The organism is Mycobacterium sp. 1165196.3, assembly GCF_001673415.1.
GTDB classification, from domain to species: Bacteria; Actinomycetota; Actinomycetes; order Mycobacteriales; family Mycobacteriaceae; genus Mycobacterium; species Mycobacterium europaeum_A.
The window spans coordinates 1-12,340 of record NZ_LZLU01000256.1 but is presented as its reverse complement, the minus strand read 5'-3'; the positions used below and the strand labels follow the sequence as shown (position 1 = coordinate 12,340).

The window sequence follows — 12,340 nt, the reverse complement described above, 5'->3', positions numbered from 1 at the left end:
GCTGGCCGCGGCCGCCGGCGCCGGCGCGGCCGGCGCCCCGGAACCCGCGGCGACCGTGGTGGCCGGGGCCCCGGCTGGGGCCGGCATCGTCGGGGCCAGCGCGACCGCCGGCAGCATGGACGGCGGCTTGTTCGACGTCAGCACCGGAGCCACCACGGCGGGGGCGGCCTCCGGGGCGGCGGCCTCGACCGGCGTGGTGAGCAACGAGCTGAGCCCGATGCCCAGCAGCAGCGGAATCAGGAACGGCGCGGTCAGGATCGCGCCCCAGGTCGGCCAGCCAACGGCGTTGAAGAACACCTGGTAGGCAACGAAGAACAGCAGCGGCCCGTTGGCCGCCAGGAACGCCGGCAGGTTCGAGAAGAAGTCCTGCAGCATCTGCTGAATGTTCTGGAAGAAGTCCTGCAGGAACTTCGACAACTGCTGGATGAAGTTCTGCCACCAGTCCCCGGGGCTGTTCTGCGAGGCGTTGGCCGCCAGACTGTTGGCCTGCCCACCGGGATTGACGATGGACGGCGCCGCCGTGGTGCGCGGCGCGGCGGCCAGGGCCGAGCCCGACACAGCCTGGTAGGTGCCCATGGTGGCGGCGGCCTGGACCCACATCCGTGCATAGTCGGCCTCGTTGACCGCGATCGGAATCGTGTTGATGCCAAAGAAATTCGTCCCGACCAGCACCGCGTGCACGGTGTGATTGGTGGCCAGTTCCGCCAGCGTCGGCATGGCCGCCAAGGCGGCGGTGTACGCCGAGGCCGCGACCTCTTGTTGGGCGGCCGCCCCCGCGCTGTCGGCGCTGGCCTGCTGCAACCACGCCAGGTACGGCAGGTGGGCCGCCACGTACTGCTCGGCGCTCGGCCCCTCCCAGGCGCCGGCCTGGGCCTCCCCCAACAGCCCACTGAGTTCGGCTGCCGCCGAGGCGTATTGGGCGCTGAGCGCGGTCCACGCGCCGGCGGCCGCCAACAGCGGCCCCGGCCCTGGACCGGCGCTCAGTAACGCCGAATGCACCTCGGGTGGCGACGCCATCCAGATGGGCGCGATGGGGGCGGTCATGGTCAGGCGCCCGCGATTCCGAACGTCGCAGCGGCCGCGGTGTCTCCGGCGAGGTAGCTTGCGCCCGCTTCGCCGACGCCGACGCCGGCGCGGCCCAGCTCTTCGACACCCTGGGCCGCCACGGCGGAGTGCTCCTGGCCCGCAGCGCTGAATCCGACGGCGGTTTGCAGCGACACCGGATCGACCGCCGGCGGCACCACCGCCGTGATCGCCGGGGCCGCCGCCGCATGCGCGGCCGCCAGCCGGGCCGTCAGGGCCTCCACCGCCGCACTGGTGGCGGCCAGACCTTCGGGAACCACTCGCAAGGTCATCTCTACTCCTCCCGTTGCGCTTCACTTGCCATTACGGACTCCCCGATCAAGGGGTTGACCAACTGCACGTACGTCGGGCCATCGCTGTCGCCCAACAGGATCGCCCGCCCCGCGGGCAACCGGCCGAATCGTTGACCGCGGATCTTGCCGCTGTCCTGCGGGTTGCCGGCCAGCATCAGCGTGGTCGCCTGCAGGTCGTTGAACCGGCGCAGCAGCGGGTTCGTCATCAACGCGTGCCCCGAGCCGGTGGCGCGCGCGGTGACGATCACCCGCACCCCCAAATCGGCCGCCTGCGACAGCAACCCGAGCAGCGGCGTCCACGGACGCTGCCCGACGTACGGCCCGCTCATCGCCGGCGAATCCGGTATCTGGTCCACGTCGTCGATGATCAGGTAGTGGGTCTGGCCCGCGAAGCTCCAGCGAGCCAGCTCGGCGGGCGACAAGCCGGCCGGCGGCCGCCGGGATTCGATGAGGTTGGCCAGGCCCAGCATCGCCGGGATGATGCGGTCGACGTTGGCCGTGTACTCGTTGTCGGCGAACAACGGTTCGTCGACGAGGTGCAGCCGCCGATCCAGCACCGTGAAGGCCACCTGATCGGGAGTCGAGTGCTCGCGGACCGTGCGAATGAGGTGCCGCAACAGCGTGGTCTTCCCGGACTTGCTGTCGCCGAACACCATCAGCAACGGGTTCTCGGCGAAGTTGATCACCACCGGCGCGAGATCCTCCTCGCGCTGGCCGATGACGACCTGCTCCGGCCCGCGATACAGCGATCCGACCGACTCCGGGGCGAGGTTGGTGGGCAGCAACCGCACCGGCGGCGCGGCCAGGCCCGGGTAGCGGTCGTTGATGGCTGCCACTGGGTTTGTTTCCGCGTCCAGCGCGGGGCTGGCGAACAGGAAATGCTCTGCGGCCATGGTCAATCCGCGGCCGGGCTGGTCGTGCGGCACCGCTTCGGCGGGCCGGCGCGGCGCGCCGACCACCCGCACGTTGCTGTCCCGCGGATCGTGCAGCTTGAGCTCGAGGCGCAACCCGAGCCCGTCGCGCATCGCCAGCGGCACCTCCAGCCAGCTGGGGGTGGTGATGACGACGTGGATGCCGTACGCCAGACCGATGTTGACCAGTTCGCTGACCTTGGCCAGCAACGGGTTTCGGGTGTTGAACTGGTCGGTGTTGTCGCGGCCGAACGCGTAGAGGTTGTCGATGACCAGGAACACCTCGCCGAAGCCGTCGTCGGGGGCCGCGCCGCGGGACTCCCGGAACGCCTCTCGCCGCTGCCGCGACAGCAGCAGCTGCTCGAGTTCTCCGAAGGTGCGCCGGATGCGTTCGGGTTCGAGCGCGGAGGCCACGCTGCCGACATGCGCCAGGCCTTCGAGTGCCCGCAGCTTGCCGCCGCCGTAGTCCAGGCAGTAGAAGGTGACCTCGCGCGGCGAGTGCAGGTTGGCCGCGGACAGGATAAACGTCTGCAGCGCGGTCGATTTGCCCGACTTGGGGCCGCCGTGGATGACCACGTTCCCGGCCGACGAGGCGGCGTCGAACACCAGCGGGTCGCGGCGCATCTCGAACGGCTTGTCGATCTCGCCGAGCGGCCACTGCCATTGCCGGGGCGGCACGCCGGCGCGCGCCAGCATGGCGCTCAGCGGGATCGGCTCGTCCAGCGGCGGCAGCCACAGTTGCGGCGCCCGCGGACCGTAGCCCGCCAGCTGGTCGCCGATGGTGGCGATCAGCTTGCGCGGCGGCCCGGTGAATTCGTCTTCCTCGGGGGCGGTGATCACGGTGTCCTGATCCGGTTCGACCCGTCCGGCGGTGAACAGCTTCGGCTCCGGGATGGACGGCACCACAAAGGATTTGGCCTTCTGCGGCGGATCGTAGATGCCGTCCACATAGGTGCTGCGGAACTTGATCGGCGTCGCACCCGGTGCGGGCACCAGGAACCCCACGCCCTTGTGCTCCTTGCCGGATTCGATGTGGTAGGCATCCTCCACACCGATGATCTGGCGGGAAACGCTGGGGCTGGCCACCTTCAAACCGATGCGGTAGGAGGTGTTCTTGTCGATGTCCTTGATCTTGCCGACGTCCAGCGTCTGCGAGGCGAACAGGATGTGGATGCGGAACGAGCGGCCCTTACGCGCAACGTAATCGAACAGCTCGGCGTATTCGGGATGGTCGGCCAGCATCAGGGTGAACTCGTCGGCGACCACGAACAGCGTCGGGATCGGCGGCAGGTCGTGCCCGGCCGCCACGGCGGCCTCGTATTCCACCACCGAATTGAACGCGCTGCCCTGCACCCGGCGGCCCGCCTCACGCAGCAGCGTCTCGCGCCGGGCCACCTCGCCGCGCAGCGTGTCGGCGAACCGGTCGGCCAGCGACTTCTTCTCCGCCATGTTGGAGATGACGGCGACCACCTGCGGGAAGTTGCGGAAGCTGTCGGCCCCGGCCTCACCCTTGAAGTCGGCGTAGATGACGATCAGCCGATCCGCCGAGTGAGTCGTCAACAGCGACAACAGGATCGACATCAGGGTCTGGGACTTGCCCGAACCCGTCATACCGATCATCAGCCCGTGCGGACCCATGCCGCCCTCGGCTTCGTCCTTGAGGTCGAACATCAGCGGCTCGCCGGTCGCGGTGACCCCGATCGGAACGCGCAGCTCGTCCTCGCGACGGCGCGGCGCCCACAGCGTGGGCACGTCCAATTGGGACGCGTCCGAGATGCCCAGCATGGTGGTGAACGTGGCGCCGCGAGTGGCCGCCGAGCGCAGCCCGGTGTGGGTCGGGTTGGAGTCCCAACGCGACAATTGGCGAGCCAGGTGCGCGGCCTCGTCGGCGCCGAACTGGTCGGCGTTGTCGATGTAGGGCTGCCAGCCGCCGGTCTGCCAGCGCTCGATCGCGCCGTTGGCGACGCGCAGGATCGGCTTCTCCGGGTCCGAATACTGCTCGCGGTTGGGCGCCGTGGCGCTGCGGTGCACGACGGTGACGCCCGCCCGGCCCAGCGCCAGCGTCGACGCGTTCAGGTCATAGTCGGGGTCGTCGACGACGATCAGCAGGTGACGCAGCGCGTCGGCGGGCTCGCCGGTGAACGCCGGACGGTCAACGAGTGCCGGCCCCAGGCTCGCGACCAGGTCGTCGGCGTTGGTCGACATGAAGCGGGCCGGCCCGACCCCGTCGAGCTCGCCGGGAATGTCGATGTGCGGCAACCACTTCAGCCACGACCAGTCCGGACCCTCCAGGTCGGGGGTCACCAGCGCGACCCCGAGCACGGTCGGGTCATGCCAGGTGACCGCCTGAGCGATCCAGGCGCGCAGCGCCGCCAGCGCCTCGTCTTCCTGACCCAGCACCGTGATCCGGGATACCTTGGTCAGGTCGATTCCGGTCGGCACGTCGCGCACCGTGCGATGGGTGTCGAGCAGGCTGCGTAATGCGCTGTGCGACACCGGCTCCAGGTCGATCTCGTCGGCGGTGTCGTTGACCCGCAGGGCGGTGGCGAGCGGGACGTGGTGCCGCCCGGCCCGCAGCACCAGGAAGTCGGGATCGTGTGGGTCACGTTCCCACTGCCGGCGGGACCCCGGCACGGTCGCCAGCGCGGCGGGCTCCGGATGCGACCACTGCGCGGCGGCGCGCTGCGCGGCGGCCTGGGTGCGGATGTTGTCGCGGACCACCGAGAGGTAGCGCAGGTAGTCGGCGCGTTCGGCGTCGACCTCCTCGGTGCGCGTCTTGTTGTCGTTGCCGCGATACATCGCGGTCGCGGCGAGCAACAGCACGAACGGGAAGAACAGCGTCTGCGGAGAGATCAGCCGCATCCCGGTGGCGAACAGGGCGACGATCATCCCGACGATCAGGATCACCAGCACATAGGGCATCGCCCGGCGCAGGAACGACGGCGGAATGACCCGGGGCAGCTCGGGCGGGGCCTCGATGGCGATGGTCCCCTTGCGGGTGACCGGCGGCGCCAACCGGCGACGCGCTTCGAAGATCAGTCGGCTCATCGGGGGGCTCCCTCGGCTTCCTTGGCAGCAGCAGCCACACGGCCGGGCTTCTGGTCGGGCGTCAGCCCGTCATGTGCCAGCAGCGCGTCGGCGCGCGATAACGTCGGACCATTGGCGAACAGCGACAGCACCGACCACGGAATGGGGACGGGCGCCCCGCTAAGGCCAAGGGCCTCAACGGTTTTGCCATGCCCGGCGGCCGAGTGCTCGGCCTCGTTGTCGATCCCGTAGCGGACGCCGGTGTCGGAGACCCAGAACAACGATCCGGTGCCCGGCGAGTCCGGGCCGCCGCCGACGGTCTGGGTGAAATAACCGGTGCCGGGTGCCAGGGCCACGCGGGTGGCCACCGCACCGCTCGTCGCGGCACCACCGCCCACCAGGTCGACGGTGTGGATCGATTCGGCGATCGGCAGCGCCGAGCCGGACAGCAGGTTCAGCGAGCTGGTCGCGGCCCCGGCCGGCTTGCTCCAGTAGGCGCACGTGACCGGCGACTTGCCCGCGTCGACCACGCTGACCTGTTGGTCCGGATAGCGCGCGGTGTCCAGCATCCGCGACACGGGCAGCTTGGCCACCGCGTCGGCACCCAGCCGCGGCGGTTGGTCCAGCCCATAGGAATTGGTGTTGCGCAGGATCGCGGCGAGCACCGGCGAGATCTGTTGCAGGCCGTCGGGCAATACCGCGTAATAGCGCGGCGCACCCGAGGAGCTCTGATCCAGGGCGTAGGAGACCACCACCGCGCCGATCGGTGCGGGCACGCCGAACGTCGCCGGGGCGCCGGCGTTCGGGATGCCGGGCGCCGTCAGCGACGGACCCTCGGGGATCGCGTTGAACAAGCCCAGCGCGATGGGCCGGGGCGCGGGCATCTCGGAGTTGTTCTGCCCCAGGCCAAGTGCGTTCGTGATCGCGTGGTCGGTCAGGTTGATCTGCGATCGTTTGCCATCCCACAACAGCCAGGTGCTGCCATCACGCTCGACCAGGATCGCCTGGCGCGACGCGAGCGTGGCCGCGCGGGCACCGCTGCTGTCCGGGCGGCCCGCGATCACCGTGACGCCGGTGCTGTGGGCGGCGTGCCCGCCCTGGGCCGGCTCGCTGACGGCGTCGCACACCGTCCAGTTCGCGTCGCGAGACGGGTTTTGCACCATGCGTTCCGGCGCGCCCGGGATGCCGATCAGGTTGCCGCGCGGAAAACGGTCCAGCTCACTGCTTTTCACCATGGTGGGATCGACCGGGTGGCCGGTGATCAGCCGGGCGGAGGTCAGGTTGAGCACGGGATGCAGGTCGTCGCCGACACGGACATACAGCGCGGCGGTCGACCGGTCGGCCAGCACGGCGTTGGTGCCCACCGTGCCGCTGGGCCGGATCAGCGAGAACACGAAGCAACCGGCCAGCCCGGTGACCAGCAGGACCACGCCCATGGCCACCGCGCGCGACTGGGTGCGCAGCGGGTCGACGAGCATCCTGGTGTCGTGCAATGCGATACCGGAGGCGATCCGGCGCATCACGAACCGCCAGCCGCTGACCTGGTGGCGGGTGACGAAGCCGCGGCGGTACTCGACCTGGTCGGGGTTGTCGTTGACCGGCGTGCGCGACGCGAACGAACGGCGGTCGTCGGACTCGTGATTGGAGGTCATGCCGGCACCGACAGGCCAAGGCCGCGCAACAGCGGCTCTACCGACCGTGCGACGTCGTCGTCGGTGATCGTCATCAGCTCCTCGTCAGTGAATTCGCCCGTTCCGGCGTTTTCGGAATGGTCGAGCCGGAACTCTCGTTCTTCTTCGGAGCGTTCGACGATGTTTCGGACGAATCGGCCGTTACCGGCGATGTCCAAGTTGCGTCGCGAGATTCCGTTGGCATCCGGGGTCGACTCGGTGGCCAACTTCGTGAACAACGCCTCCATGTGTTCGAGCGCGGCCGGCTCGAAGATGCTGTCGCGCTGCTCGGCCATGGTGTTCGCGATCTCGACCAGCTCCGACGGCGCGTACGACGGGAAGTCGATGTTGCGCGTGAACCGAGAACGCAAGCCCTCGTTGGTATCCAGGAACTTGTCCAGGTCGGCCCGGTAGCCGGCGATGATGACCACCAGGCGGTCGCGGTCGTTCTCCATCCGCGCCAGCAGGGTGTCGATGGCCACCAGCCCGAAGTCGTTCTTGGCGCCCGTGGCGACCAACGCGTAGGCCTCGTCGAGGAACAGCACGCCGTCGAGTGCGCTGTCGATGATCGCGTTGGTCTTGGCCTCGGTCTCGCCGATGTGCTGGCCGATCAGGTCGGCGCGGTGGACCTCGCGGATGTTTTCCCGCTTCAAAAGCCCGAGGCCGCAATAGATCTTGGCGACCACGCGGGCGATGGTGGTCTTACCGGTTCCGGGCGGGCCGGCGAAGACCAGGTGGTGGGCACGCTGCGCGACCGCCAGGCCGCGCTGCTTGCGGACCAGTTCCATGGCGACCGAGCTCTTCAGCCGCGACACCTGGTTCTTGACCTCGTCGAGCCCGATGAATTCGGCCAGCTGACGTTCCGCCTCGTGCAGCAGCACCGCTTTGCGTTCGTGCGCGGCGGGGTCGACGAAATCCTCTGCGCTGGGCTCGGTTCCGGGATCCCACGGATCGGTGCGGGCTTCGATGCGGGCGGCCGTGGTGGTCACGATGCCGAAGCTCGTGTCGGTCAGCGCCTGTTCGACTTGCTCGTTCTCGGGATGCGCGGCGTACAGATCCTGCAGCACCTCGCTCGCCGCGTCCTCGTCCACGTGCGCACGCAGCACCAGCGCCTTGGCCAGCGCGCCGTCGACGGCGGCCACCGCGACGGGACCGTCGGGCTCCTCCAGATACGACAGCGACGGCGCGAACATGCCCAGCCGGGCCAGCGCGGTGCCCAGCGCGATCTTGGCGGCGTGCGAGAACGCCTCGTCGAGATCCGCGTCGTTGACGATCGGGGTCAGCAGCTTGACGACGTCCGACCAGCGCTCGGCGCGGTAGTTGATGACGACGGACACCCAGCGGGCCTCGCGCCACGTCGGGCGACGCGCGGTCAGGCCGGCGACGATCTGGTCGGCGTCAGCGAATCGTCCGGCCGTTGCCAGCGCGGCCGCGTAGGCGAGCTGGAACTCGTCGGGGGTCGCGGCGCGGAACTGCAGATACAGCCCCGTGTCGTAGCGGAAGCCCAGCGAGCCGGGCGCCAGGTCCACCTGGCGCTGCAGCGTGCCCGCGGTCGCCACGGTGCGCGATACCGCCTCGAGCACTCGCAGGGAGACATCGCCGGCCGCGGCCAGGCCGGTCCACGCGTCGCACTGGTCGTGGGCGATGCGGGTCAGCGCGGTGAAACCGGAGCGGGCGGCGGCCAGATCCGCCGGCCGCTGCCGTTGGTAGACGACGATGCCGAGCGCGCGGCAGCACGTGGCGAACCGGCTGACGACGTCCTCGTCCACCCGCGCGTCCACCCGCGAATTGACGGGCTGAGCTGTGAGCATGCCGGTGTCACCGAGTTCCACGGCCGCGACTTTTCATGTATGTAGTCTCCCCTAACTTAACCCGCCTGAAGTTAGCATTGCATAAGCTAACTGTCGAGGCGTTTGGCCCTGTCCGGCTCACCACTGCTCTGCCCTTCTTTTACCGCTGTTGAGGACATTTTCGGGAGTGATTGTCCGCTTCTTCGGCATACTCACAGCCGCACGTCGGGCGGTCTCACAGCAAGGCCCTACCTTAATGAAAATCATTTTCATTATCAACTCGGGCCGGGCCATCCCGGAACCGTCCGCCCGACCGGGCGGATCGGGGACGCAACCGTCCGCACCGGCGCGGTCATAGCGGCGACTCCTTGACGATGGGGTGAGCTCGACGGTCGCCACTGCCGGATTGCCGGCACGACGATCACGCAGCCAGTAGTCGGCTGGCGGGCCGCAAAAGTTCCGCGCTGATCGCTTTGCCAGCTGCCCGGCAACATCGGCGCCGAGGGGCCGTCGCCGAACTCGTCACCGGTCAGGGTGGTCAACCCGCGGCCGCGGCGGCCGGCCCGATTCACGGAAAACTCATGAAAAACCGGCCGCGATCGTGATCACGGCCGGTTTTCGTTGCGACGTGTCACTCTCGGACGGCGCGCACCAGGGTGTTGCGGGCGATCATCGGGCCGGCCTCGGTGTCCGGGCCGGGTACCGGACGCCCGACCTCGCGCAGGTAATCGGCCAGCGGAGTGCCGACCGCGGTCCAGCCGTGCTGGCCGAACCATTCGGTGGCGGGTGCGTGCTGCTCGTTGTAGACGAGCTGGAAGAACACCCGGCCGTCGCCCTGCTCTGTGGCCGCCCGTTCTTCGGCCACGGCGGCCTCGAAGTCCTCGGGTTTCATCGGGGCGCCGTCCTCGACGGCGACGTGACTGCCGTGACCGGCCAGGCCGTCGATGCCGGTGAACAGCTGCTCCTGGGCGGCAGCCGGGAGATAGATCAGCAGGCCTTCGGCGATCCATGCGGACGGCTTGGCGGGATCAAAGCCGCTGTCACGCAACGCTTGCGGCCAGTCCTCACGCAGATCGATGGCGATCTCACGGCGCTCGGCACGCGGTTGGGCGCCGGCATCGGTGAGCACCTCGCGCTTGAAGTCGAGCACCTGCGGCTGGTCGAGCTCGAAGATGGTCGTCGCGCCCGGCCAGTCCAAGCGGTAGGCGCGCGAGTCCAGGCCCGCGGCCAGGACGACCACCTGTCGCACTCCCGCGTCCGCCGCGCGGCGGAAGTATTCGTCGAAGTACTTGGTGCGGGCGCCCTGGAAGTTGACGAAGTTCTCGCCGAAGTCAGCGGTCTTCAGCTGGTGGTCGGGGTCCTTGCCGTCGAGCACGTCCGCCCACGAACCGCCCACGGCGCGGCAGAAGACCTCCGCGTATGGATCGACGGCCAGCGGGTCCGGCTTTTGCGCCTCCAATGCCCGCGCTGTTGCCACGAACAACGCGGTGGAGCCCACGCTCGTGGTGATGTCCCAGGTATCGCCTTCGCTTCGCATCCGACCCACACTACGCCGCGTCACCGACACGCGTGTTCCGGTGGCGCGCAACACGAATGGCCTCGCCGCGGCCACCGACCGTCAGCGCCGGCCGTAGCGGCGGTGGAACCTCTCCACCTGTCCGGCGCTGTCGACGAAGCGGCGAGCGCCGGTCCAGAACGGATGTGAATCCGAGGTGATCTCGACGACTATCAATCGATAGGTGCGGGCCCCGTGCGGTGTTTGCCACTCGACGGAGCGCGAACTGTCAAGCGTCGATCGGGTTAGGAACATCGCACCGGTGGTTGCGTCCTGGAAGACGACGGGGTGGTAGTCGGGATGTACGCCGGGCTTCATGACGGGTCGGTGTCCTGCCCGATGCGCCGGGCCGCGTTGTCGGCCGCCTCCGCCCGCTCCCCGCACGGCTCCTCATGCCAGTCACCGAACGGGTCGTCGTAACCGAGCCAGTCACGCGGACGGCTCATCTCCGCGTCGGTCAGCAGCGCACCATGCAGGCCGTCGAGGATGTCGGCCGGTTTCGCGCCGCACACCAGGATGGTCATCGCCGTGTGCCGGTCGCCGTACCGGTCATCCCAGGCCAGCTCGGCGAAAGTTCGTCGCTCGACGTCGATTCCGTCGAGCTCGCGGCCACCCATCACGGCCAGCCACTTGCCCGCGGAGCTGACCCGCAGCCCGGCGCCGGCCGATTCCAACCACATCGCCCGGTCGGGCTGGCTGGCCAGCCAGAGCCGCCCGCGGGTTCTGATCACACCATCGAGCAGCAGATCCAGGCAGTCGTGCAGGCGCTGCGGATGGAAGGGCCGTCGGGAACCGAACTCCACCAAGTTGATTGGACCGCGTGACTCCAGCGGGGGCTGGCCGGCCAGCAGCGGCCCGTGCGGGTCGTCGCTGCGGCCGCGGCGCGCGTCGCGATACAGGTTGTTCAGCGCATCCTCGAGACCGTCGGCACCCACCTGCAGGCGAGCGCGCGGGGACAACCGGCGCAGCACGGCGGCGACGAACGGATTGGGACGGTTGAGCACCGCCACATCGGCGAATTCGGCTTGCCCGATCACCACCTGGGCCTCGGTGCGCCCGTCGTCCAATTCGTCCTCACCCAGCGCCTGGTTCAGCCACGCCGACGAGTCGACGCAGGCCACCACCGCGGCGATCGATACGTCCAGGGCCGCCGGCCCGTCGACGTATCCGGGCGCCACACGCACCCGAACGTGCTTGATGGCCAAACAGATTGGTTCGGGCTCCAGCCAGGGCCCCAGGTGCACGACGATCCGGTCGACGTCGTCGCGCCGGTGCAACTGACGCAGCAACACCAACAGGTCGTTGCGGATGGTGCACGAGATACAGCCATGCGCGAGTTCCAGGCCGCTCTCGTTGGACGTCAAGACGCCGTCGGACAGCGACGCTGTCGTTCGGCGCACCACATGACCGTCGAAGGAGTGCTCGATCACCAGCGTTCCCGGGGTGCGCAACAGCGCACCCACGACGGGTTCGGTGTCCCTCTGGCCGGTGACCAGGATGACGGGCGTCTGCATCGTCCTCCTTATTGATAATGGTTTTCATCTAGGTTCCACATACGGTACCGTTCGGGTCGGGCCTTGTCGAAAACGATTTTCAATAAGCGCAACGGAGGTGCAGGTGTCCGCCCACTGTCAGGTGACCGGCCGTCGACCGAGTTTCGGTAGGGCGGTGTCGCATTCCCATCGCCGGACCCCGCGGCGCTTCTCCCCCAACATCCAGCGCAAGACGTACTACCTGCCCTCCGAGGACCGCCGGATCCGGCTGCGCGTCAGCGCCAAGGGCATCAAGGTGATCGACCGCGACGGCATCGAGGCGGTCGTGGCCCGGTTGCGTCGCGAGGGGCAGCGAATCTGATGGCCCGCAACGAGATTCGTCAGCTGGTCAAACTGCGCTCCACCGCGGGCACCGGATACACCTACATCACCCGCAAGAACCGACGCAACGACCCCGACCGGCTGATGCTGCGCAAGTACGACCCCGTCATCCGCCGTCACGTCGACTTCCGCGAGGA

The 12,340-nt window shown here is 68.9% G+C and carries 11 protein-coding genes; 2 read left to right on the top strand and 9 right to left on the bottom strand.

What is annotated here, in order from left to right; translation table 11 throughout:
• From A5659_RS24670 to mrf, 9 genes are all read right to left on the bottom strand, one after another.
• Nucleotides 1–1,044, bottom strand: a 1,044-nt coding sequence (locus tag A5659_RS24670) for a PPE family protein (protein ID WP_197498196.1), incomplete at its 3' end; no start/stop codon positions are given.
• A gap of 2 nt (nucleotides 1,045–1,046) precedes the next feature.
• Nucleotides 1,047–1,355 carry a PE family protein gene (locus A5659_RS24665; protein WP_066872837.1) on the bottom strand — a complete coding sequence of 103 codons (309 nt, stop codon included), beginning with the start codon at nucleotides 1,353–1,355 and terminating at the stop codon, nucleotides 1,047–1,049.
• A gap of 2 nt (nucleotides 1,356–1,357) precedes the next feature.
• The gene (eccCa, locus tag A5659_RS24660) at nucleotides 1,358–5,335 is read right to left on the bottom strand and encodes a type VII secretion protein EccCa (protein WP_067184903.1); all 3,978 of its coding nucleotides are present in this window, start codon (nucleotides 5,333–5,335) and stop codon (nucleotides 1,358–1,360) included.
• Nucleotides 5,332–6,966 (bottom strand): type VII secretion protein EccB, encoded by a 1,635-nt coding sequence (gene eccB / locus A5659_RS24655; protein ID WP_066872842.1) that lies wholly within the window; start codon nucleotides 6,964–6,966, stop codon nucleotides 5,332–5,334. Before eccB ends, eccCa begins: the two co-directional genes overlap by 4 nt.
• A complete protein-coding gene (gene eccA3 / locus A5659_RS24650; protein ID WP_067184900.1) occupies nucleotides 6,963–8,816 on the bottom strand; it encodes a type VII secretion system ESX-3 AAA family ATPase EccA3 in 1,854 nt (617 codons plus the stop codon). The genes eccB and eccA3 overlap by 4 nt, the downstream gene beginning before the upstream one ends.
• 233 nt (nucleotides 8,817–9,049) lie before the next feature.
• Nucleotides 9,050–9,346: a hypothetical protein gene (locus tag A5659_RS28780; RefSeq protein ID WP_231998010.1), complete on the bottom strand. Its 297-nt coding sequence runs from the start codon at nucleotides 9,344–9,346 to the stop codon at nucleotides 9,050–9,052.
• 59 nt (nucleotides 9,347–9,405) lie between these two features.
• The gene (locus A5659_RS24645) at nucleotides 9,406–10,311 is read right to left on the bottom strand and encodes a class I SAM-dependent methyltransferase (protein ID WP_066872849.1); all 906 of its coding nucleotides are present in this window, start codon (nucleotides 10,309–10,311) and stop codon (nucleotides 9,406–9,408) included.
• An 81-nt stretch (nucleotides 10,312–10,392) separates the two neighbouring features.
• Nucleotides 10,393–10,647, bottom strand: coding sequence for a type B 50S ribosomal protein L31 (locus A5659_RS24640; RefSeq protein WP_067184896.1), 255 nt, complete (start codon nucleotides 10,645–10,647; stop codon nucleotides 10,393–10,395).
• A complete protein-coding gene (gene mrf, locus A5659_RS24635) occupies nucleotides 10,644–11,843 on the bottom strand; it encodes a ribosome hibernation factor-recruiting GTPase MRF (RefSeq protein WP_066872854.1) in 1,200 nt (399 codons plus the stop codon). The genes A5659_RS24640 and mrf overlap by 4 nt, the downstream gene beginning before the upstream one ends.
• Before the next feature lie 103 nt (nucleotides 11,844–11,946).
• Here mrf and rpmB point away from each other — a divergent pair, with 103 nt between their 5' ends.
• Nucleotides 11,947–12,183: a 50S ribosomal protein L28 gene (gene rpmB / locus A5659_RS24630; protein ID WP_066872881.1), complete on the top strand. Its 237-nt coding sequence runs from the start codon at nucleotides 11,947–11,949 to the stop codon at nucleotides 12,181–12,183.
• On the top strand, nucleotides 12,183–12,340 hold a 158-nt coding region (rpmG, locus tag A5659_RS24625), incomplete at its 3' end, for a 50S ribosomal protein L33 (protein WP_067021364.1). The genes rpmB and rpmG, both read left to right, overlap by 1 nt.